Raw genomic sequence first — 21,607 nt, 5'->3', positions numbered from 1 at the left:
GGCGCTCCCGATTGTTTTGTTTGTTTGTATGGGGGTTCCCCCCCCCACCCCCCCCCCACGACCGCGGACCGGCGGCAGCTAGGCCGGTGGCTGCTCGCCCCGCTTCGCCGCCGCTCGCTTCGCGCGCCAGCCCAGGCCCAGCACCGCCTGGACCAGCTCCTGGTAACTGGGCTTGACCTCCTCGAGGTACCGCTCCAGGTAAGCCGCCCGGGCCGTGGGGACCGGCTGGGGGTCGTCGCGGGGTTCGAGCCAGTTCAGGCCCTGGATGTTGTGCAGCGCCATCTTCCACCAGCGCGTGGCCCGCTCGGTCGCGCGGGCTTCGCGTTCCTTCTCCCGCTCGATCGTCTGCTCGGCTTCCTCGATCTGGGCCTGCAGTTCCTCCGCGCGGGCCAGCTCCCACTGGCGCAGGTTGTCCGCCGAACCCCGGGACAGGGCGATGATCTCCTTGTACCGCATTGCCGCGGTGGCGCTGTCGTCGGTCATTGCGCGTTCTCCGGACGCTGGAACGGGATGATCACTTCAGGGGCGCCGTGGGTCGTGCGGTCGAAGAACAACGCGCGGCCCGGGCGCGGGGACCAGTGCACCACCTGGCCCGCCGCGAACGGCGCCAGCTCGTTGCCCTGGACGTCCAGCGCCGCCCACGTGCCGATGTCGTCCGTGCCGCCGAAGCCCAGCGTGTCCTTCAGCCGGGCGATGCTGCGCCACCAGCCGATCGTGTGGATTCCGTGGCCAGGGCCCTGTTTCAGGATCACCCGCAGGTGGTCAAGGCCGCTCTTCAGCTGCCCGACCGCCTTCGCCTCCAGTGCCGGCAGCGCCGCGTCCACTCCGTACAGCAGCAGGACCTTCGCGCCCGTGTTCATCGACTCGGTCATCGACTCCAAAGTGGAGCCCAGGTCCTCCACAAAGGACGCCCGGTGGCCGTCGGTGCGCAGCCGGTCGGCCAGCTCCAGTGCCGCCGGTGCGCACGCCTCGATCGCGCAGCCCAGCACGAACTCCACCTCGCCCGGCTCGTACTGCCGGGACAGCGACCGGGCCGAAGAGTCCAAAATAGATAGGGCTTCGGCGGTGGCGGACCCGAGCACCGCGACGTTGCGTCCCGGCGCCCAGGACAGGTCGACGCCGCAGGCCGTCTCGGTCACGTCGATCGACTGGCCCAGCAACGCTCGCGGCCGCGAATTCGGCTTCAGGTCGAGGTACGCCGGGAACTGTTCCAGGATCGGCTGGTGCGCGCCGTCGAACAGGCGTGGCCGCGGGAAGTGGCCCGAGTACTCCTCCCACAGCCGGTGCTGCAGCCGGACGAACACGTTCTTGCTGCTCGCGTCCGGCACGTGGGCCAGCTGGTTGCCGTGCGCGATGCCCGAGTCGTGGTTGATCACCGCGTGCCACTTCGGCGCCGACACCGCCGCGTTGTTCGTCTCGGCCAGCACGCGCCGCGCCTTCGGCATCGCGATCCGCAGCGTGCACTGCTCGAACACCGCGGGCTTGCCCCAGAACGCCTCGATGCCCGCGACGTCCTGGCTGGCCAGGACCATGTGGATGCCCTGCGACCGGCCGCGCCGCGCGATGTCCTCGAGCAGCTGCGTCGCCGTGTTGGTCACCTGGTCGCGGCCCGCGAACAGGTACTGGAACTCGTCGATCACCGCGACGATCCGCGGCCAGTGCCCGGCCGGATCGGCTTCGCGCAGGTCGGCGAGGTTGGTGACCTCGTGCTCCTTCGCGGCCGCGGACCGGCGGCGCAGCTCGTCGGCCAGGAACCGCAGCAGCGCCAGGCCGAACTCGCGGTCGGTGTTGACGTTGACGCCGACCAGCCGCGCGTGCGGCAGCCAGCTGCCGTCCTTGCGGCCCGGCGCCAGCCCGGCGAACGAGACGCCTTCCTTGAAGTCCAGCAGGTACAGCGCCAGCTCGTTCGGGTCGTATCGCGCCGCGAGGCTGCCCAGCAGCGCGTACAGGAAGTTCGTCTTGCCCGAGCCGGACGGGCCGCCGATCAGCGCGTGCGGGCTCGCGTCGCCGATCACCACCTCGACCGGCTCGCCTTCGAAGAACCCCACGGGCGCGCGCAGCTCCCGCGCGGAGTTCTCCCGGCCCAGTTCCGCCGGCAGCAGGTCGTCGAACGACCGCGGCCCGCCCTGCCGGGCGATCAGCGCCTTGGCGATCCGGTCGACGGCGCGGATCACCTGCCCGGACGGCATCGGCGGATCGAGGTCGACGACGAGGTCGGTGCCGGTCATGCTGCTGATCGCGTGCCGGTCGTCGATCAGGCTGAGCGTCTCGACCGGCGCGCTCACCGCCGTCGGCACGTCGACCATGATCAGGCAGATGCCGGCGGCGAGCGCGCCGCTGGCGACGCGCTTGAGGTCGCGGGCGCGCTCGGGTTCGAGCGTTTCGCCGTTGCCGTACAGCACGACGACGCGGAACGGCTCGCCCCGCTGTCCGTTGTGCTGCCGCATTTCCCGCAGCGACGTGAACCCGGCGGACATGCAGCTGGCGTGGATACGGCGGATGTGCCCGGCCAGCTCGTCGAGCAGGTCCTCGAGCCGGCCGGGGTCGTACAGCGACAGTGCGCTGGTCTGGCTGAGCGGGTAGAGGTCGGGCAGGATCGCGGTCAGCTGCCCGATGTCCCACAGGTGCACGCGCACCGCGCCGGGCTCGAACGTCGAGAGCAGCCGGACCAGCAGGTTCTGCACGATGCCGTCGATCACCGGCCGCGTCTTGGGTGCCGACGTGATCGCCAGGTGCGACTCGTCGAGCAGCGGGACGGCGACGTCGAAGGTGCGGGTCGGGTCGTTGCCCGCGGCCGTGGCCGACCCGACGCGCCACAGCCCGGGTGACGTCAGCCCGGGGTCGCGCCCGACCGTGCCGAGCCAGTCGCCGGGGGGCAGCCCCGCCGGGCCGGGCGCGTTCTGCGCGACCAGCTCCCGGAGGGTGGCGGGGCCCTGGCTCCAATCGGTGTAGAAAGCGCTTCGCACGCTGCCGAGCGCGCCGAACACTTCGTGCGCGGCCGGGTGGCGGGACCACTCGTTCTGCTGCTCGGTGCTGGCGTGGTTCATGCCGACGCGGACGATGTCCTGCTCCAGCCGGAGCTTGGCGAGCTCGGCCTCCGCGGCTTGGCGCGCCCCGGCCGCCGCGCCCAGTACCAGCCCGATCTGGTGCCGGACCCGGTCGAGTGCGGTTTCGACGCGGTTGCGTTGCTCGGCTGCTTTGTTGGCCATCGGCGTCCCCAAGAAAGGTGTCCCTAGAAAGGATTACAGGCGCGACCGGTATCCGCTCACCAGGTCCTCGGCCGAGGCCAGCCGGCCGAGGAGCTGGTCCAGCCCCTCGCCGGCCTGCGCGTACTGCGAAGGGAGCCAAGGATCGGCCTTGGCCTGGGCGTCCACGAGAGCCTGCCGGGCTTCCCCGAGCAGGCTGGTGGCCCGCTCGGAGTGGGCTCGCGCATCGGCGAGCCCGGCCTCGACCGCGGTGAGCAGCTGGTGGAGTTCGGCGAGCGACATCCGGTCAGAGCCTGGCCGAATACGAGTCCGCCGACGAGATGCTCGCCTGGATGGTGCTCTGCATGCCGCTGATGTCGTGCAGTGCCTGCGCGAGCAGGCCGTGGGCCTGGCTCACCTCGTGCTGGCTGCTGCCCTGGGTCGCCTGGGCGAGGGACTGCTGGGCTTCTTCGAGAGACTGCGCTGCTTGTTGAAGAGCGGCGATGCCTGCGGACGCCTTCTCGTTGGCGAGTGCGATGCCAGCGCGGATCTCTTCGACTCCGGCCATCGGGCCTCTACTCCTCGAATCTGGTGTAGTACGGGCGATTCCATTGAAACAGATCCAGCGACACAGCGTGATGATCTGACTTTACGGAGTGATGGAAAGCGACCCGGCCCCGGACGTGGGACGTCCGGGGCCGGGCTGATCACGGTCTGTGCGGGGGTCGACCCGGGACCCGGACCGCACGCTGAAGTCGCCGGCCAGCGCCACCCCAGTTCAGAGCGGTTTTCGTGCCACTGCTGGCCTTTCTCGACAAGGGGCGGGCGAGGTGGGGGTGAGACTAGCGCTACCGGAGTAACGCGCTGCGCTCAGCCCTGCCCGGATGTGCCGGTGAGTGAGCAGGATTCCGCAGCCGAGGAGAACGTTTCATATTCGCCAAGGGCGCGGCTTCACGGCCAAGGGTTGGCTCCGGCCCGGAAAGGGGAGGGACGAACCCGCGCCACCCGATAGCGTGTCGTGCCATGGCCAGGGGTTTCGACGCGGCAATGCGGCTGATGCGGAGCCGCGATCCGCAGCAGCAGGAAGACGGCTTTGCCCAGCTGCGTCTCCACGCCGCCGAGCACGTCGCCGAACTGATCGAGCAGTTCGAGCGTGAGCGGCAGGACCAGGGACTGCGCCGCTGGCTGCTGGAACTGATCGCGGAGTCCGGCTCCCCGGCCGCGCTGCCAGTGCTCGTCGCTCAGCTCGACAGTGCGGACGAGTCGCTGCGCGGATCGGCAACCGCCGGGTTGACCCGGCTGGGCACGCCCGAAGCGCGGTCGTCGATCTGGCGGGCGCGAGCCAACGGCACGATCACCTAGCCGGGACCACGCAAGGAAAACGCCGGGTGTCCCGAAACTGGGACACCCGGCGTCTTGCCTGGTTACTGCGGCGGAGGATACAGGATTCGAACCTGCGAGGGCGTGAACCCAACACGCTTTCCAAGCGTGCGCCTTAGGCCGCTCGGCCAATCCTCCGCAGAAGACGATACCGGATGGCTCTTCCCGGGTCTTCAGGTGGGTCAGCGGGTGACGTCGGCCACCACGCACGTGATGTTGTCCGGGCCGCCGCCTTCGTTGGCCAGGCGGATCAGCTCCGGGATTGCGTCCGCCGGGTCCGGGATCGACGTCAGGACCTCGCGCAGCCGCGGCTCGCTGACCGGGCCGCTGAGGCCGTCCGAACAGAGCAGGTAGCGGTCGCCCTCCGCCGCTGGGAACGTCCAGATGTCCGGGTCGCCCGAGCCTGCCGTCTGGAGTGCCTTCATCAGCAGCGATCGGCGCGGGTGGTTCTCCGCGTCCTCGGCCGCGACGCGGCCGTCCTCGACCAGGGCCTGGACCAGCGTGTGGTCGCGGGTCAGGCGGCGCAGGGTGCCGTCGCGCAGGAGGTAGCCGCGGGAGTCGCCGATGTGGGCCGCCGCGAACTCGATGCCGTCGAACAGCAGGGCCGTCAGCGTTGTGCCCATGCCCGAGGTCGTCGGCTCCTGGGACGCCACCTCGTGCAGCCGCTCGTCGATCGACTTGACCAGGCCGGCCAGGGTGGCCGCCAGGTCGACGCCGGTCAGGTCCATCCGGCGCAGGTCCACGTCGAGCTCGCGCAGCACGTCGACCGCGGTCGCGCTGGCGACTTCGCCGTGCGGCTGGCCGCCGATGCCGTCGGCGACGGCGAGCAGGCGGGAACTCGCGTACAGCGAGTCCTCGTTGACCTTGCGCCGCCTGCCGACGTCCGACCCCGCGGCGTACCGCAGGACGTACCGATCGTGTGTCATGTTCCCATGAAAGCATTGGTTGACTGAGTTCACAAGCATGTCGGCTGAACGGAGCATCCTCCGATAGAGTCCCCGCCATGGACGACGACGCGACCGTCAGCGCGGCCGACATCGCGCGGCTCGCCGGGGTCGGCCGGGCCGCGGTGAGCAACTGGCGCCGCCGCTACCCGGACTTTCCCCAGCCGGTCGGCGGTACCGCGTCGAGCCCGCTGTTCGGCCTCTCGGCGGTCGCGGGCTGGTTCAAGGCACGGGGGAAGAAGTTCGAGCTGAGCGCCGGGGAACGCGCCTGGCAGCGCCTGCGCGCCCTCGGCGACGACCTCGACCTCGCCGAGCGCGTGAGCCGCGCGGGTGTCTTCTTCGCCTTCCAGGCGGGCATCTTCGACACCTTCGACAGCAAGCTCGACGACCCGGAGCTGCTCACGCTGCTCAGCGAGATGACCCACCGGTCCGGGCCGGTCGAAGCCTTCGAACTGTTGTGCCGCAGGTACTTCGAGGCGCATTCGCGGCGGCTGTCGACCACGCCCGAGCCGGTCGCCGAGCTGATGGCACGGCTGACCGGCCCGGCGGCGACGATCCTCGACCCCGCGTGCGGCTTCGGCGCGCTCGCGCTGGCGAGCGGCGCGAAAACCGTGCTGGGCCAGGACAGCGACCCGATGACGGCGTCGATCGCGGCGCTGCGGCTGAAACTGCGCGGCATCGAAACCGAGGTCTACGCGGTCGACGCGCTGCGCGAAGACGCCTTCGCCGGCCGGACCGCCGAAGCCGTGCTGTGCGATCCGCCGTTCAACGAACGTGCCTGGGGGCACGACGAACTCGTCGGCGACGAGCGCTGGGAGTACGGCCTGCCGCCGCGCGGCGAGCCCGAGCTGGCCTGGGTGCAGCACTGCCTCGCGCACGTCGAACCCGGTGGCCCGGTGGCGATCCTGATGCCGGGCGCGGCGGCCGGGCGCCGCAGCGGCAAACGCATCCGCGGCAACCTGCTGCGCGCGGGCGCGGTCCGCGCGGTCGTCACGCTGACGCCGGCGGGTCCCGATCTCTGGCTGCTGCGGCGGCCGGTTCCCGGCGAGCGCCCGCCGTCCACGGTCCTGCTCGGCGAAGCGGGCGCCGATCTGTCCACAGTGGAAACAACGTGGCGGGAGTTCCTGGCCCGGCCCGAATCCGGCGTCCGGATCATCGACCTGCTCGACGACGACGTCGACCTCACGCCGTCCCGGCGCCGCGCCAGGGACGAGGATCCCGGGCAGGCGTTCCAGGCCGTCCGCGACCGCTTCACCGGCCTGGCCCCGGTACTGCCGCCGCTCGAAACCGCCGACGCCGAGCCGGTGTTCACGACGATCGGTGAGCTGGTCAAGGCGGGGATCGTCGAGGTGAAGCACGCGGCCCGCGCCGACGCCGAGCACCCGGTCGCCGAGGACGGTGACGTCGTCGCGTCGGTGACCGGGATCGCGTACGTCCACAGTGGACAACCGGAGCCGGTCGGTGCGGGGCTCACCGTGTACCGCGTCGACGCCGGCAGGCTGGACGCGGACTTCCTGGCCGGCTGCCTGCGCGCGGCCGACCTGCCCGCGGCGTCCGCGTCGACCCGGATCGACGGCAGGCGCGTGCGCATCCCGCGCGTCCCGATCTCCGTCCAGCGCGAATACGGCCGGGTCTTCCGGAACCTCGCCGAGTTCGACACCGTCCTGCGCGAGACGGCGGAAACGGGCCGTGAGCTGGTCCGGCTAGGCTTTGCGGGACTAGTCGAGGGACGGCTCCGCCCGGGCCGATAGGGGAACGGATGCTGATCGCCGACCGCTACGAGCTCGACGAGCTGCCGCTCGGCCGCGGCGGGATGGGCGCGGTGCACGGCGGGTTCGACCGCAGGCTGGGCCGTCGCGTGGCGATCAAGCTGCTCAGGCTGCCGGGCCGCGACGAAGAACTCGAAGCCCGCTTCGCGCGGGAGGCGCGGATCCTCGCGACGCTCGACCATCCCGGCGTGCCGACACTGTACGACTACGGCACCCACGACGACCGGTTGTTCCAGGTCATGCAGTTCGTCGACGGCGTGACCGTGGCCGACCTGCTCGCCGAGCACGGGCCGCTGCCGGTCCCGTGGGCCGCGGCGATCGCCGCGCAGACGTGCGCGGTGCTGACCGCCGCCCATGCCCTCGCGGTCTGCCACCGCGACCTCAAGCCGTCCAACCTCATGCTCGGTCCCGACGGCGGTGTCAAGGTGATGGACTTCGGGCTCGCCGTGCTGCGCGAAGCCGACGCCGCCCAGTTCACGCGGGCCGGGCAGCTGCTCGGGACGCCGTCGTACATGGCGCCGGAGCAGATCCAGCGCGGCGGCGCGGAGCCGCGCAGCGACCTCTACGCGCTCGGGTGCGTGCTGCACGAGATGCTCACCGGACGGCGGCTGTTCGACGGGCCGACGGCGTACGCGGTGTTCGAGCGGCAGGTCAAGGAGCTGCCGCCGCCGGTGCGAGGCGTCCCGCGGCAGCTCAACGCCCTGCTCGCGCAGACGCTGGCGAAGGATCCCGAGGCCCGGCCGTCCGGCGCCGACGTCCTCTACGAGCGGCTCGGCGCGTTCGTCGGCGAGCTGCCGGCGCTGCCGGGGTTCCTGAAGCCGGCGTCGGTGCCCAGCCCCGGCCGGATGTACGCGCGGATGCTGGGGCGCGTCGGCGGCTGACCGAATCGTGACCTTCCCGGGCGAACCTCGACCGGGTGACCCCCGTCCTTACCGATGTCCACAGGCGATGATCGAGACAGCTGGGGGTACCGGATCGTGAAGAGGCTTCTGGCGGGAGCGGCCGCACTGGCCACCGCGTTCGTGCTGGCCGCCTGCTCCGGGGGCGGCGGGGCCACCGGCGGGGCGAACGCGGGCGGCGGCGCCGTGGCGGCCGCGGGGACCACCAGCTCGGCGCCGACGACGTCGAGTGCGTCCCCGACGCCCACGCCCACTCCGACCAGCGCCACGCCGACGCCGACGCCGACGACGGCCAAGCCTGCCGCGGCCAAGCCGAAGCCCAAGCCGCAGCCCGAGAACACCGCGAACGTCCCGTGCGCGGCGGCGGCCGCGGCCACGGGCACCGCCGCCTGCGTCGACATCTCGGCGCACCAGGCGTGGCTGCTGCAGGGCGGCAAGGTGATCTACGGGCCGGTCAAGATGCTGCCGGGCCGCAAGGGCTACCCGACCCCGACGGGCACGTTCCACGTGCTGTCGAAGGAAAAGATGCACCTGTCGAAGCAGTTCGACAACGCGCCGATGCCGAACTCGGTGTTCTTCTACCCCGGCGACGCCTTCCACACCGGCAGCCTTTCGGTGTACTCGCACGGCTGCATCCACCTGTCGCCGGCGGCGTCCCTGAAGTTCTTCAACACTTTGCACATCGGTGACGTCGTGCAGGTGGTTCCGTAACCGGTTCCGTCCGAATACGGACAGTAGGTCACAGTCCGATAAATTCACACTGGCGAGTGCAACTGGCCCCCCTGTTCAGGCGATAAGTGATCGCTTGGGAAGGGGGGCCAGATGGCCTTGCGAAAACTTCGCGCACTCCGCCATGCCCTGGTGGCGGCAGTATTGACCGGGGCGTTGCTGCCTGTCGTGTCCACGGGGGTGGCGACGGCAGCATCGGCACTTCCGCCGGGATTCGTGTTGCAGGACACGAACGCCGGACTGGGAACCGAATCACTCACCGACTTCGCGTACCTGCCGGACAACTCGATCATCGTCGCCGGGAAGAACGGCACCGTCCAGTGGCTGCCGTCCGACGGATCGCCGAAGCGGAAGCTCGCGTCGCTGCCGGTCCGCACCGACGAGGACCTGGGGCTCGTCGGGCTGGCCGTCGCGCCGGACTTCGCGACGTCCCGCACCATCTACCTGACGCGGTCGATCAACACCGGCAGCGGCTTCGTCATGCGGCTCGCGCGGTTCACGGTCACCGTGGACGCGGCGGGCGCGCCGTCCGGGCTGACCGGCGAGCAGTCGCTGTTCGAGGTGCCGGGCATCTTCAACGTCCACGGCATCGACACCGTCCAGGCCGCCGCCGACGGGACGCTGTGGCTGTCCATCGGCGACAACGGCGACTTCCGGAAGGTCGACCCCGGATCGCTGCGCGCCCAGGACATCAACCAGCCCTACGGCAAGGTCTTCCACCTGGCCGCCGACGGCAAGGGCGTCCCGTCCAACCCGTACTACGACGCCGCGAACCCGGGCTCGACCGCGAGCAAGGTCTTCGCCCGCGGCTTCCGCAACCCGTTCCGGTTCAGCATCGACCCCAACCTCGGCCTGCCGGTCGTCGGTGACGTCGGCTGGAACACCTGGGAAGAGGTCAACGTCGTCCAGCGCGGCGCCAACCAGGGCTGGCCGTGCTGGGAGGGCAGCGACCCGACGTCCGGCTACAGCACCCTCGCGGGCTGCGCCGGCGTGGCGAACCAGCCGCCGCTCTACGCCTACCTGCACGGCGACGGCGTCATGCAGGGCAACAGCATCACCAGCGGCATCGTCTACACCGGAACGAGCTACCCGGAGTCCTACCGCGGCTCGTACTTCTTCGGCGACTACGTCGCCAAGAAGATCTGGACCCTGCGCTACGACGGCCAGGGCAAGCTCACCCGCGGCCCGGAGAACCCGCCGGTCTTCACCGGCATCGGCGGTCCGGTGAAGTTCGCGGCGGCGCCGAACGGCGACATCGTCTACGCCGACATCCTGTCCGGCACCCTGCGCCGCCTGACCTACACCGCGGGCAACACCGCGCCGGTGGCGAAGGCCACGACGGTGACCGACCCGGACACCCGCACGGTGACGTTCGACGGCTCGTCGTCGATCGACTACGACAACGACGCGCTGAAGTACGACTGGGACTTCGGTGACGGCGTCATCCTGAACAACGGCGGCCCGAAGGTGTCGCACGCCTACCCGGCGGGGACCGAGTCCTTCACGGCGAAGCTCACCGTGCGCGACCCGCTGGACGCCGCCGGCTCGACCACCATCACGGTCGCGCCCGGCAACCACACCCCGGAACTCACCCTGACCACGCCGGGCGACACCGCGACCTTCGCGGTGGACCAGCCGGTCGCGGTGAGCGCCACCGCGAACGACGCGGAAGACGGCGTGCTGCCGATCACCTGGGCGACGACGGTCCGGCACTGCCCGAGCGCCGCGACCTGCCACTCGCACCCGGGCGTCGGCGGAACCGGGGCGAGCTTCACGCAGCCGTTCACCGAGCACCCGGACTCCCGGATGGAGCTCACCGCGACGGTGACCGACAGCGCGGGCGTCACCACGTCCAAGACCTACACCGCGATGCCGCGTCAGCACCTGCTCAAGCTGGTCAGCACGCAGCCCGCGGTGCTGAAGATCCCGGTCGAGGGCGATGTCAGCTCGGCCCTGGTCACCGAAGGCGCGTCGTTCGACGTCCGGGCCGCTCCGCTGGCCATCGACGGCGTTTCGACGTTCGCCGGTTGGCAGGGCGGTCCCGCGGACACCAAGTGGGACATCACCGTCGGCACCACCGACATGACGCTGACCGCCAACTACGCGACCCCGATCGACCAGCGCTACAACGCCGACCCGGCGCTGCAGGCGAAGCTCGGGGCGCCGACGGCGGCCGAGGTCACCGACGGCCCGGTCCACTACCGGACCTACGCGAGCGGCAGGCTGTACTGGAGCGCCGCGACCGGCACGAAGTTCGTGACCGGCCCGGTGCTGGACAAGTACGTCGCCTTCGGCGGCCACAGCGTCCTCGGCCCGCCGACGACCGACACCGCGGCCACGCCGGACGGGGTGGCGCAGTTCAACCACTTCGTCAACAACGGCAACGTCGGGTCGATCTACTACACGGCCGCGACGGGTGCGCACGCGATCTACGGTGAGATCCGGAAGAAGTGGGCGGCGCTGGACTACGAGCGTGGTCTCGGCTACCCGACGACCGACGAGGCAGGCACGCCGGACGGCGTCGGCCGCTACAACCACTTCGTCAAGGGCAACAACGTCGGGTCGATCTACTACACGGCCGCGACGGGTGCGCACGCGATCTACGGCGAGATCCGGAAGAAGTGGGCGGAGTACGGCTACGAGCGTGGCCTCGGCTACCCGACCAACGACGAGGACGGGACGCCGGACGGGCGCGGCCGCTTCAACCACTTCAGCCTCGGCCACTCGATCTACTACACCGTGGCCACGGGCGCGCACGTGGTGAAGGGCGAGATCCGCAAGAAGTGGGCGTCGCTCGGGTGGGAGCGGTCCTACCTGGGTTACCCGCGGACCGACGAGTACGTGACGAACGGGGTGTACCGCAGCGACTTCGAGGGCGGCTACATCACCTTCACGCTCGCGGCGGGCGCGGTCGACCACCGCTGGTGACCTGACCGTCACAGGCGGGCCGTCTCCGGATTTCCGGAGGCGGCCCGCTTTTTTCGCAACCTCTTCGGGTGCGGCACGTCTTGGGTGGCAGAAAGCAGAACCACTCATGCTGGGGGAACCGATGCGCGTACGGCGTGTTCTGGCCGCTCTGTCCACTTTGGCCGCCTTGGCGGTGCTGACCGCGTGCTCGGCGGGTGGGAGCCCCGGCGTCCGGATGGTGGCCGACACGCCGCCGGTCACGACTGCACCGTCCACTGCGGACAGCAAGCCGGTGAAACACGCGATGGCGCCCGGGGTTCCGTGCACGATCACCGCAAAGGCGTGTGTTTCCGTGTCGGGCAAGCAGGCTTGGCTGCTCGACGAGGGCAAGATCGTGTACGGCCCGGTGAAGATCATGCCCGGCAAGAAGGGCAGCCCGACGCCGCTCGGCACGTGGCAGGTGCTGTACAAGGAAAAGATGCACCTGAGCCACGAGTTCGACAACGCGGAGATGCCGAACTCGGTGTTCTTCTACAACGGCGTCGCCTTCCACCAGGGCAGCCTGAGCAAGTACTCGGCCGGCTGCGTGCACCTCTCGCCCGCCGCGTCGCTGAAGTTCTTCACCACGCTGCAGAAGGGCGACGAGGTCCAGGTGGTCAGCTGAGCAGGTCGGCCGGGGTCGTCCCGGCCGACGACAACGGCAGGCCGAGGGCGACGCGTTCGGTGAGCCACGGGCTCGGCCGGTAGCGGGGATCTCCGGTGGCCGCGGTCAGGCCGTGCAGGATGCGCAGCACGACGTCGCCGCCGACGAGGTCGCCCCAGGCCAGGGGGCCGCGCGGGTAGCCGAGGCCGAGGCGGACCGCCGTGTCGATGTCCGACGGCGTCGCCAGGTGCTGGCCCGCGATGAAGCACGCCGTGTTGACGATCGAGGCCAGCAGGCGCTGGGCGATCGGGGCCGGCCCGTCGCGCACGACCGTCACCGGGCGGCCCGTCGCGGCCAGCGCGCCCCACGCCGCGCGGCCCGCCGCCGGGTCGAGTCCCGGGTGGACCGCCATCGTCAGGCGGCGCTCGTACCCGCCGAGCGGGTCGACGCCCGCCACCCGGTCGAGGGTCAGCCCGGCGCGGGTCGCGGCGTCCACTGTGGACTCGCCGTACAGCGGGACGAGCAGAACCGCGTCCGGGTAGGCGTCCGACACCACGTGCACGCCCGCCGCGGTGAGCAGGCGCGCGAGGTGCTCGTCCGCGGTGAACACCGGGCTCGACGGCTTCGGCGGCGCCGCCGGCTCGGCGGCGACCTGCTGCTGCCCGTCTTCGTAGGTGTAGAACCCTTCGCCGTTCTTGCGGCCGAACAGGCCGGCGGCCACCCGCGGCCGGGTCAGCCACGACGGCCGCAGCCGCGGATCGCCGTGGAAGCCGCTCCAGATGCTCTCCAGCACCGCGTGCGACACGTCGAGGCCGGTGAGGTCGAGCAGCTCGAACGGGCCGAGCTTGAGACCGAGCACGTCACGCGCGATGCGGTCGACGTCGGCGGGCTCGGCCAGCGCCTCGGCGAGGATCTGCAGCGCCTCGGTGTTCAGGCCGCGGCCGGCGTGGTTGACCAGGAACCCGGGCGCGTCCTTGGCGAGCACCGGCTCGTGCCCCCACCGCCGGACCAGCTCCAGCGCCTGGCCGGGCAGCCAGCCGTGCGTGCGCGCGCCCGGCACCACCTCGACCAGGCGCATCAGCGGCACCGGGTTGAAGAAGTGCAGGCCGACGAGCCTGCCGGGATCGGCCAGCCCGGCGGCAATCTCGGTGACCGACAGCGAGCTGGTGTTGGTCGCGAAGATCGTCTCCTGTGGACAGACGCGTTCGAGGCCGGCGAACAGCGCCTGCTTCGTCGCGAGGTCTTCGCGCACGGCTTCGATCACCAGGTCGACGCCGTCCGCGGGCGCGTCCGGCGCGTCCACCGGCACCAGCCGGCCGGTGACCGCCTGCGGGTCCTCGGCCAGCTTGCCCTTGGCGGCGAGCTTGCCGATCATCCCGCCGACGTACTCGACGGCCTTGGCGACGGCTTCGGGCTGCGCGTCGGCCAGCTCGACGGTCGCGCCCGCCGTCGCGGCGAGCTGCGCGATGCCGCGGCCCATCACCCCGGTCCCGATCACCCGGATCCTGCCGACCTTCCCGGCCCACCCCGTCACGTCGCCGCCTTCCGCCGTTGGACTTCCCGCCTCAGCCTAGAGGCCGACGAACTCCGCCATCCGTTTCGCCGAGTGGGCGAAGAACGCGTCGGCCGGATCGACGCTGCCGACGTACTGGCCGAACAGCTCGAAGCTGATCGCGCCGAACAGCTGGGTCCACGCCATGAGCAGCCGCGCGGTGGTTTCGGGACCGGCGATGATCCCGAGTGCCTTCGTGAGGACCTCGGTCTGGGCGCGCAGCTCGGGCGGCACTTCGCCGTCGACCTCCCGCAGTTCGGTGTGCGTGAGCACCTTGACCAGGGCCAGCGCGACGCGGGCGGCGGGCACGACGGTGTCCTGCGGTGCCGCGTACCCGGGGATCGGGGAGCCGTAGATGAGCGCGTACTCGTGCGGGTGGGCGCGGGCCCAGCCGCGGGTGCCCTGCCAGATCGCCAGCCACCGGTCGCGGGGTGCCGCGTCCGGGCCCGGGTCGGCCTGCTCGGCCGCCTCGCCGATGGCGTTGTAGGCGTCGACGATCAGCTCGGTCAGCAGCTTGTCGCGGCTGGGGAAGTACCGGTACAGCGCGGAGGAGACCATGCCCAGCTCCCGGGCCACCGCGCGCAGCGACAGCCCGTGCGCGCCGACCTCGGCGAGCTGGCGGCGGGCCTCGTCCTTGATCTCCTGGGTCAGTTCGGCGCGGGCGCGTTCGCGCGCGGTGCGGGTCGCGGTCATGAGATCAGTGTGCCACGTCGAGAGCGGCGCACAAAACAGAGAGCACTGCTCTTGACAGTGAGCACGAGTCTGGTGTTCACTGCTCTTACCCGAGAGCACTGCTCTCCCGAAGCTTCCCCTGGAGGACGAAATGACCCGCTACATCGAGCCCAAGAAGTCGACCAGCGTCTTCAACGAGATCGTCGCGAAGCTGACCAAGCTGGGCGTGAGCGTCTGGGGCAGCCGGGTGCTGACGGTCGTCGGCCGCAAGAGCGGCGAGCCGCGTTCGGTGCCGGTCAACCTGCTGACCGTCGACGGCGTCCGCTACCTCGTCGCCCCGCGCGGCGAGACGCAGTGGGTGCGTAACCTGCGCGTCGCGGGTGAGGGGACGCTGCGCGTCGGTCGCCGGATCGAGACGTTCACCTTCCGCGAGCTGGCCGACGACGAGAAGCCCGGCATCCTGCGCGCGTACCTCAAGCGCTGGAAGTTCGAGGTGGGCGTGTTCTTCGACGGCGTCGACGCGAAGGCGTCGGACGAGAAGCTGCGCGAGATCGCGCCGGGCTACCCGATCTTCGAGATCTTCACGAAGTAGGTTTGCGCCGCGTCGCGTTCGCGGCCACGAGGACGACGCCGACGAGGAAGGCGCCGAGCCCGATGAGGAACCACAGCTTCTGCCCGGTCATGAAGCTGCCGGTGAGCACGCCGACGCCCTGCAGCACCCAGACGGCGCCGACCAGGATGAGCACGACCCCGGCCGCGAGGGTGATCCAGCGCCTCATGGGACCAGTCTAAGCCGGGGGTACGGGTGCTGCCGGATTCCTCTGCCCTGCCCGGCCGCGTTAGGGCAGAGTTGCGGTGTGCAGGACATCCGGGGGTCACTGAGGCGGCAGTCGCTGCTGGTCGCCCTCGTCTGTGTCGTCTGCGACGGCGCCCTGTTCGTCATCCGCGGGCCGCTCGGGGAAGCAGGCTGGCGGGCCTGGGCCGTCCTGCTCGGCGGGATCGCCGTCAACGCCGCCCTCGCCGGGGCCGCCCGGTACTCCGGCTGGGTCGCGCTCGCCCACGCCGTCCTCTACGCCGGTGCGCCGCTGCTGCTGTGCACCTGCCACGGGTACGTCATCGGCAACAACGCCGGCATCCTCATCGCCGGTTACCGGGCCGGGGCCTGGCTGCGGCCGAAACCCGCCGTCCTCGCGCTGGCCGCGCTGCTCGCCGGGGTCATCGCCAGCTGCCTCGAAGGGGGCGGGAAGACCGCGAAGGACTGGCGGCTGATCGTCGTCGACGTCGGCGTCTCCGCGCTGCTCCCGTGGCTGGTCGGCCGGTACACCACCGCCCGGCGCGCCTACATCGCCGACCTCGAACGGGCGGCCGACGAACGGCGGCAGCACGAAGAGGAGGCCGTCCGGCGGGCCGTCACCGAAGAACGCGCTGCCATCGCGCGCGACCTGCACGACGTCATCTCCCACCACGTCAGCGCCATCGGCGTGCACGCCGGCGCCGCCCGGCTCGGGCTGCCCGACGGTGATTCGCCGGTGCGGAAGTCCCTCGGCGCGGTCGAGTCCGCGAGCCGCTCGGCGATGGCCGACCTGCGGCGGCTGCTCGACCTGCTGCACGCCGACGCGGACGCCGGGCAGCCCGGCCTCGACAACCTCGACGAGCTGGTCGAGACCGTCCGGGCGGCGGGCCTGCCCACCCGGCTGACGCTGCGCGGCGAGGCCCGCGAACTGCCCGGCTCGCTCGACGTCGCGCTGTACCGGATCGCGCAGGAAGCCCTGACCAACGCGCTGCGCCACGGCGACGGCCCGGTCGAGGTGGAGCTGCACCACGGCCGCACCGAAGTCGTGCTCACCGTGACCAACGCCCTGCGTCCGGACCGGGCCGCGCGCAACGGGCACGCGCACCGCGGACTGGCCGGGATCCGCCAGCGCGTCACCCTGTTCGGCGGCCAGGTCTCCTACGGCGAGACCGGCGAACACTGGCAGTTGCGCACGACCTTCCCGGTGGAGAGCACATGATCCGCGTCCTGCTGGCCGACGACCACGCGATGTTCCGCTCCGGGATGCGTGCGCTGCTCGACACCCAGCCCGACTTCACCTGCGTCGGCGAGGCGTCCGACGGCCGGGAAGCCGTCGCCGAAACCGCGCGGCTGCGCCCGGACGTCGCGGTCATCGACGTCCGGATGCCGCGCCTCGACGGCCTGGCCGCGACCGAGGCGATCCTGGCCGCGCCGGGCAACGACACGCGCGTCCTCGTGCTCACCACCTACGACGCCGACGAGTACGTCTACCGCGCGCTGCGGGCCGGGGCGAGCGGGTTCCTGCTGAAGAGCCTGGCCCCGGAGGAGCTGGTCGCGGCCATGCGGGTGGCGGCGCGCGGCGACGCGCTGATCGACCCGTCGGTGACCCGGCGGCTGGTCGCGAAGTTCGCCTCGGTACTCGAACCGGTGGCGGCCGAACCGCCCGAACTGGCCCGGCTGACCTCCCGCGAGCGCGAGGTACTGCTGTTGCTGGCCAACGCGTGCAGCAACGCCGAGATCGCGCGGCAGCTGCACGTCGGCGAGGAGACGGTCAAGACGCACGTGTCGCGGGTGCTGGCGAAGCTCGGGCTGCCGGACCGCGTGCACGCGGTCGTGTACGCCTACCGGCACAAGCTGGTGCCCGGCGCATGACACCGGCGGTCATCGACGTGCACGTCCTGCTGGTCCGCGACGGCGAGCTGCTGCTGACCCGGCGGATCGGCAGCTACGGCAACGGCCTGTGGCACCTGCCGTCGGGCAAGCTCGAAGCGGGCGAGTCACTGCCCGCCGCCGCGGCCCGCGAGGCGGCCGAGGAGGTCGGCGTCGCCATCGACCCGGCCGACCTGCGGCACGCGCACACGCTGCACGCGACGGGGGCCGGGCAGTGGCCGCGGCTCGGCGTGTTCTTCGAGGCCCGCCGGTGGGCGGGGGAGCCGTACAACCGCGAGCCGGACAAGTGCTCGGCGGTCGGCTGGTTCCCGCTGGACCGCCTGCCCGGCGACGTGATCCCGTACCCGCTGGCCGGGATCCACGCCTACCTCGACGGTGTCCCGTTCGGCCTCCTTGGCTGGGACGAGGATCTCGCGGGTTCCGCGTAGCCCCAAGCGCCCCAAGGTGGCCTTCGGTGCGCTCAACGCACCGAAGGCCACCTTGGGCGTGTTCAACGCACCGAAGGCCACATTGGGGCGTTCGGGGAGCTGCTCAGCCGGGGGTCAGTTCGTCGGGCGGGCCGAGTAGTCGCCGCGGCGCTGGCCTCGCTGGCCCGTCTCGAAGCCCTTGCCGAGGGACGTTGCCGTGGCCGTCTGGCCGTCCACCTTTGCCACCACCGTCACGTTCGTCTCGCCCTGCTTCACCTCGCCCGACTTCTGGGTCGACGCGTCGATCGTGTACGTCTGCTTGTAGCCGTCCTTGCTGGTCAGCGTCACCGATGTCGCGCTCAGCTCGGTGACCTCACCCGTCTGGAGTCGCTCGGTCGTGTAGCCGCCGTTGGGGTCCGCCACGACGAAGTCGCCGTGCAGGGCGTCCCGCATGGCCGCCAGCCCGCCGGCCGGGCCGCCGAAACCGCCGGGACCCTGGCCGCGGAACTGGCCGCCGGGGCCGCCGAAGCCGCCAGGGCCCTGTGCCGTGCTGTCGGCGTTGCTGGTGCCCGCCCAGATCGCCGCGCCGCCGCCTGCCGCGATCACCACCGCGACGCCTGCGGCGATCGCCGTCTTGCGGCCGGACCAGCCCTTCTTCGGTGCGGCCGGTGCCGGGTCGCCCCAGTTGGCGGGGGACGGCGTGGTCGGCGTCGGCTCGGTCGTCATCGTTTCCTCCGGTGATCCCACACTGGTCCGTCCCAGGTTCGCCTCCGTGGCTGTGCCGGAGCTGTGCGGAGCGTCAGCACGCGCTGTGCCTCCGTTACCCATCCGAACGATCGGGCTTCACAGGAAACGCACAGCAGGCGCACAGTGAACACTGATCACCGGCCGGGAAGATGGCACCATGACCGCTATGAACGCCGCGTCACCGGGCTCCGGCAAGGCCGACCTGCGCCGCGCCGACGGGAGCCCGGTGCGGGTCCTCGTCGTCGACGACGAGGCGACGCTGGCCGAGCTCGTGTCGATGGCCCTGCGGATGGAGGGCTGGGAGGTGCGCAGCGCCGGCGACGGCACCGAGGCCGTCCGGGTCGCGCGCGACTTCCGTCCCGACGCCGTCGTCCTCGACGTCATGCTCCCCGACTTCAACGGCCTCGAGGTGCTGCGCCGGATGCGTGCCGAGGCGCCGAACCTGCCGGTCCTCTTCCTCACGGCCAAGGACGCGGTCGAGGACCGCATCGCCGGGCTCACCGCGGGCGGCGACGACTACGTCACCAAGCCGTTCAGCCTCGAAGAGGTCGCCCTGCGCCTGCGTGCGCTGCTGCGCCGGGCGGGCGGGGTGACCGGCGCGAGCGGGTCGATGCTGGTCGTCGGCGACCTCACCCTCGACGAGGACAGCCGCGAGGTGCACCGCGGCGGCGACCTGGTGCCGCTGACCGCGACCGAGTTCGAGCTGCTGCGCTACCTGATGCGCAACCCGAAACGCGTGCTGTCGAAGGCCCAGATCCTGGACCGCGTGTGGAGCTACGACTTCGGCGGCCAGGCCAACATCGTCGAGCTGTACATCTCCTACCTGCGCAAGAAGATCGACGCCGACCGCGAGCCGATGATCCACACCATGCGGGGCGCCGGGTATGTCCTCAAGCCCGCCGGCTGAACCGAAGCGCACGCGGCGGCCGTGGTCGCTGCGGCGGCGGCTGATCGTCCAGCTCGCCGCGCTGCTCGCGCTGGTCTGCCTGGTCGTCGGCGTGGTGACGGAGTTCGCGCTGAGCGAGTTCCTCGTGCGGCAGCAGGACGAGCGGCTCACCGCGGCGGCCGACCGGGCCGCGCACAGCGGCGAACGCCAGCCCTGGCTGTACGGCGACGCGCCGCCGCCGGACCCGCTGCGTGTGCTCGGCCAGGGCGAGGGCACGCTCGCCGTCGTCCAGAACGCCGCGGGGACCAAGGCCGCGGTGCTCGACTCCAGCGTCGGCGTGCCGTCGAAGGGCAAGCCGCCGTTCAAGAAGATCGCGCCGGACCAGGTCCGGCACCTGCTGGCGGTGCCGTCCGACGGCAAGCAGCACAGCGTCGACCTCGGCGGCAGCCTCGGCGAGTACCGCGTCGTCTCGACGGTTTCGCCGCGCGGCGAACGCACGGTCATCGGGCTGCCGCTGAAGGACGTCAACGAGACGCTCTGGCAGCTCGGGTTCATCCTCGGCGGCGTCGCGCTCGCCGGGATCCTGGTCGCGGGCGCGGTCGGCGCGGCGACGATCCGCCGCACGATGCAGCCGCTCGACCGGCTGGCCGCGACCGCGACGCGGGTGTCCGAGCTGCCGCTGGACCGCGGCGAAGTCGCCCTGTCCGAACGCGTTCCCGAGGCCGACACCGATCCGAACACCGAGGTCGGCAAGGTCGGCTCGGCGCTGAACCGGATGCTGCAGCACGTCGCGAACGCGCTGTCCGCCCGGCACGCCAGCGAAAACCGGGTCCGCCAGTTCGTCGCGGACGCCAGCCACGAGCTGCGGACCCCGCTGGCGGCCATCCGCGGCTACGCCGAGCTGACCCGCCGCGGCGGCGAGCAGGTGCCGCCGGACGTCGCGTTCGCGATGAGCCGCGTCGAGTCCGAATCCCGCCGGATGACGACGCTGGTGGAGGACCTGCTGCTGCTCGCGCGCCTCGACTCGGGGCGGCCGGTGGTGCACGAGTGGGTGGACCTGTGCCGCCTGGTGGCCGACGCGGTCGCGGACGCGCACGTCGCGGGCCCGGACCACAAGTGGCTGATGGACGTGCCGGGCGAGCCGGTCGGCGTCCGCGGCGACGCGGGGCAGCTGCACCAGGTGGTGATCAACGTGCTGGCCAACGCGCGCACGCACACGCCCGCGGGCACCACGGTGACGGCCACTTTGTCCACTTCGGACGGAATCGTCCGCCTGCGGGTGACCGACGACGGTCCGGGCATCCCGCCGGAGATCCTGCCGAACATCTTCGAACGCTTTGCCCGTGGGGACAATTCGCGATCCCGGGCGGCGGGAAGCACCGGGCTCGGACTGGCGATCGTGGCGGCGGTGGTCGCGGCACACGGTGGCCGGGTCGGGGTGCAGAGCCGTCCGGGGTGGACGGAGTTCGAGATCACCTTCCCGGCGGCTCCGGCTCCTTAGGGTCTGCCGCGGCTTGTCGTGAGTGGTAATTCGGGTTCTAACCCTAATTACCACTCACGACCGCGGACCGGGGTAGCGGGCCACGACGGTCGCGAGGTCGGGGGTCAGCCGCAGTTCAGTGGCGAGCAGGTCCTTGTGCCGCAACCAGTGCAGCCGTGCGTTGTCGGGCTCGCCGCGGAAGACCGGTGGCCAGCCGGTCATCGGCGTGAAGTCGTCGACGACCAGGCAGCCGCCCGGCCGCAGCCAGCGTCGGGGTTCCAGCGGCGGCTCGTCGCCCTTGCCCTGGCCGCCGCCGTCCACGACCAGCAGGTCGAACGGCCCGGATGCCGCCAGTTCCGTCCAGTCGCCGTGCAGCAGCGTCACGGACGGCACGTCCGCGAAGACCTCGGCCGCGGCGGCGTGCCGCTCGCGGTCCCGCTCGACGCTGACCAGCGTCGTGCCCGGGCCTGCCCCGGTCGCGAGCCAGGCCAGTCCCACGCCGAAACCGGTGCCGGTTTCCCCGATCCGGCCGCCGGTGACCCCGCGGGCGAGCAAGTGCAGCAACCGGCCCTGGGCGGGATGGCAGGAGAAGGCGAATCCCGCGCGTCCGGCCGCCCGCACGGCCCGCCGCACCAGCTCGGGAAGGTCTGTTTCGCCCGCGTGGTCCGCGGTTCCGGTTTCCGACATGGCACAGGTCACCCGTTCGACATCGACACACAGCCGG

At 71.5% G+C, this 21,607-nt stretch carries 22 protein-coding genes and 1 tRNA gene; 12 read left to right on the top strand and 11 right to left on the bottom strand.

Features of this window, described 5'->3' with window-relative positions:
* Positions 1–78: 78 nt before the first annotated feature.
* From ABJI51_RS08790 to ABJI51_RS08775, 4 genes are read right to left on the bottom strand one after another with little or no spacing between them, the layout of a single operon-like run.
* On the bottom strand, positions 79–483 hold the full coding sequence (locus ABJI51_RS08790) for a hypothetical protein (RefSeq protein ID WP_348949029.1): 405 nt from the start codon (positions 481–483) through the stop codon (positions 79–81).
* Entirely contained in the window at positions 480–3,209 is a 2,730-nt protein-coding gene (locus tag ABJI51_RS08785; RefSeq protein WP_348949027.1) for an FtsK/SpoIIIE domain-containing protein, read from the bottom strand. Before ABJI51_RS08785 ends, ABJI51_RS08790 begins: the two co-directional genes overlap by 4 nt.
* A 33-nt stretch (positions 3,210–3,242) precedes the next feature.
* On the bottom strand, positions 3,243–3,488 hold the full coding sequence (locus tag ABJI51_RS08780; RefSeq protein ID WP_348949026.1) for a hypothetical protein: 246 nt from the start codon (positions 3,486–3,488) through the stop codon (positions 3,243–3,245).
* A gap of 4 nt (positions 3,489–3,492) precedes the next feature.
* Positions 3,493–3,753: a hypothetical protein gene (locus tag ABJI51_RS08775; RefSeq protein ID WP_285457569.1), complete on the bottom strand. Its 261-nt coding sequence runs from the start codon at positions 3,751–3,753 to the stop codon at positions 3,493–3,495.
* Between the two features lie 455 nt (positions 3,754–4,208).
* On the opposite strand from ABJI51_RS08775, the gene ABJI51_RS08770 reads away from it, so the two are divergent.
* A complete protein-coding gene (locus ABJI51_RS08770) occupies positions 4,209–4,547 on the top strand; it encodes a HEAT repeat domain-containing protein (protein ID WP_348949024.1) in 339 nt (112 codons plus the stop codon).
* Positions 4,548–4,618: 71 nt separating this feature from the next.
* Here the strand turns inward: ABJI51_RS08770 and ABJI51_RS08765 are convergent.
* A tRNA-Ser gene (locus ABJI51_RS08765) sits at positions 4,619–4,703 on the bottom strand.
* Positions 4,704–4,747: 44 nt separating this feature from the next.
* Positions 4,748–5,491 (bottom strand): PP2C family protein-serine/threonine phosphatase, encoded by a 744-nt coding sequence (locus ABJI51_RS08760; RefSeq protein WP_348949022.1) that lies wholly within the window; start codon positions 5,489–5,491, stop codon positions 4,748–4,750.
* 77 nt (positions 5,492–5,568) lie between these two features.
* Between ABJI51_RS08760 and ABJI51_RS08755 the strand changes: the two genes are divergently transcribed.
* From ABJI51_RS08755 to ABJI51_RS08735, 5 genes are all read left to right on the top strand, one after another.
* Positions 5,569–7,260 (top strand): HsdM family class I SAM-dependent methyltransferase, encoded by a 1,692-nt coding sequence (locus ABJI51_RS08755; protein WP_348949021.1) that lies wholly within the window; start codon positions 5,569–5,571, stop codon positions 7,258–7,260.
* 8 nt (positions 7,261–7,268) lie between these two features.
* On the top strand, positions 7,269–8,159 hold the full coding sequence (locus tag ABJI51_RS08750) for a serine/threonine-protein kinase (RefSeq protein WP_348949019.1): 891 nt from the start codon (positions 7,269–7,271) through the stop codon (positions 8,157–8,159).
* Between the two features lie 96 nt (positions 8,160–8,255).
* The gene (locus tag ABJI51_RS08745; RefSeq protein ID WP_348949017.1) at positions 8,256–8,888 is read left to right on the top strand and encodes a L,D-transpeptidase; all 633 of its coding nucleotides are present in this window, start codon (positions 8,256–8,258) and stop codon (positions 8,886–8,888) included.
* Positions 8,889–8,999: 111 nt separating this feature from the next.
* Entirely contained in the window at positions 9,000–11,834 is a 2,835-nt protein-coding gene (locus tag ABJI51_RS08740) for a PQQ-dependent sugar dehydrogenase (protein WP_348949016.1), read from the top strand.
* A 106-nt stretch (positions 11,835–11,940) separates the two neighbouring features.
* A complete protein-coding gene (locus tag ABJI51_RS08735) occupies positions 11,941–12,477 on the top strand; it encodes a L,D-transpeptidase (protein WP_348949014.1) in 537 nt (178 codons plus the stop codon).
* On the opposite strand, the gene ABJI51_RS08730 is transcribed toward ABJI51_RS08735, so the two are convergent.
* Both ABJI51_RS08730 and ABJI51_RS08725 read right to left on the bottom strand, forming a co-directional pair.
* Complete coding sequence (locus ABJI51_RS08730; RefSeq protein WP_348949013.1) at positions 12,470–13,990, bottom strand: 3-hydroxyacyl-CoA dehydrogenase; 1,521 nt, start codon at positions 13,988–13,990, stop codon at positions 12,470–12,472. The two genes, ABJI51_RS08735 and ABJI51_RS08730, sit on opposite strands and share 8 nt — an antisense overlap.
* A 36-nt stretch (positions 13,991–14,026) precedes the next feature.
* Positions 14,027–14,701, bottom strand: coding sequence for a TetR/AcrR family transcriptional regulator (locus ABJI51_RS08725; protein ID WP_348949012.1), 675 nt, complete (start codon positions 14,699–14,701; stop codon positions 14,027–14,029).
* Positions 14,702–14,831: 130 nt separating this feature from the next.
* On the opposite strand from ABJI51_RS08725, the gene ABJI51_RS08720 reads away from it, so the two are divergent.
* Positions 14,832–15,272 carry a nitroreductase family deazaflavin-dependent oxidoreductase gene (locus tag ABJI51_RS08720; protein ID WP_348949010.1) on the top strand — a complete coding sequence of 147 codons (441 nt, stop codon included), beginning with the start codon at positions 14,832–14,834 and terminating at the stop codon, positions 15,270–15,272.
* On the opposite strand, the gene ABJI51_RS08715 is transcribed toward ABJI51_RS08720, so the two are convergent.
* Positions 15,262–15,459, bottom strand: a complete 198-nt coding sequence (locus tag ABJI51_RS08715) for a hypothetical protein (RefSeq protein ID WP_348949008.1) — start codon at positions 15,457–15,459, stop codon at positions 15,262–15,264. The two genes, ABJI51_RS08720 and ABJI51_RS08715, sit on opposite strands and share 11 nt — an antisense overlap.
* Before the next feature lie 78 nt (positions 15,460–15,537).
* On the opposite strand from ABJI51_RS08715, the gene ABJI51_RS08710 reads away from it, so the two are divergent.
* The 3 genes from ABJI51_RS08710 to ABJI51_RS08700 are packed head-to-tail and all read left to right on the top strand — an operon-like array spanning position 15,538 to position 17,791.
* On the top strand, positions 15,538–16,692 hold the full coding sequence (locus tag ABJI51_RS08710; protein ID WP_348949006.1) for a sensor histidine kinase: 1,155 nt from the start codon (positions 15,538–15,540) through the stop codon (positions 16,690–16,692).
* On the top strand, positions 16,689–17,345 hold the full coding sequence (locus ABJI51_RS08705; RefSeq protein ID WP_348949004.1) for a response regulator: 657 nt from the start codon (positions 16,689–16,691) through the stop codon (positions 17,343–17,345). The genes ABJI51_RS08710 and ABJI51_RS08705 overlap by 4 nt, the downstream gene beginning before the upstream one ends.
* A complete protein-coding gene (locus tag ABJI51_RS08700) occupies positions 17,342–17,791 on the top strand; it encodes an NUDIX domain-containing protein (RefSeq protein WP_348949002.1) in 450 nt (149 codons plus the stop codon). The genes ABJI51_RS08705 and ABJI51_RS08700 overlap by 4 nt, the downstream gene beginning before the upstream one ends.
* Before the next feature lie 114 nt (positions 17,792–17,905).
* On the opposite strand, the gene ABJI51_RS08695 is transcribed toward ABJI51_RS08700, so the two are convergent.
* The gene (locus ABJI51_RS08695; protein ID WP_348949000.1) at positions 17,906–18,496 is read right to left on the bottom strand and encodes a hypothetical protein; all 591 of its coding nucleotides are present in this window, start codon (positions 18,494–18,496) and stop codon (positions 17,906–17,908) included.
* A 178-nt stretch (positions 18,497–18,674) separates the two neighbouring features.
* Here ABJI51_RS08695 and ABJI51_RS08690 point away from each other — a divergent pair, with 178 nt between their 5' ends.
* Together ABJI51_RS08690 and ABJI51_RS08685 are read left to right on the top strand one after the other, a co-directional pair.
* Positions 18,675–19,424, top strand: a complete 750-nt coding sequence (locus ABJI51_RS08690; RefSeq protein WP_348948999.1) for a response regulator transcription factor — start codon at positions 18,675–18,677, stop codon at positions 19,422–19,424.
* Positions 19,402–20,904, top strand: coding sequence for a sensor histidine kinase (locus ABJI51_RS08685; protein ID WP_348948997.1), 1,503 nt, complete (start codon positions 19,402–19,404; stop codon positions 20,902–20,904). Before ABJI51_RS08690 ends, ABJI51_RS08685 begins: the two co-directional genes overlap by 23 nt.
* Before the next feature lie 54 nt (positions 20,905–20,958).
* Here the strand turns inward: ABJI51_RS08685 and ABJI51_RS08680 are convergent, their stop codons facing one another.
* A complete protein-coding gene (locus ABJI51_RS08680) occupies positions 20,959–21,570 on the bottom strand; it encodes an O-methyltransferase (RefSeq protein WP_348948996.1) in 612 nt (203 codons plus the stop codon).
* Between the last annotated feature and the right edge of the window lie 37 nt (positions 21,571–21,607).

Origin of the sequence: Amycolatopsis melonis (genome assembly GCF_040064235.1) — a bacterium.
GTDB classification, from domain to species: domain Bacteria; phylum Actinomycetota; class Actinomycetes; order Mycobacteriales; family Pseudonocardiaceae; genus Amycolatopsis; species Amycolatopsis melonis.
Note: the sequence above shows the minus strand (reverse complement) of the source record. Positions and strands in the feature narration are given on the sequence as shown.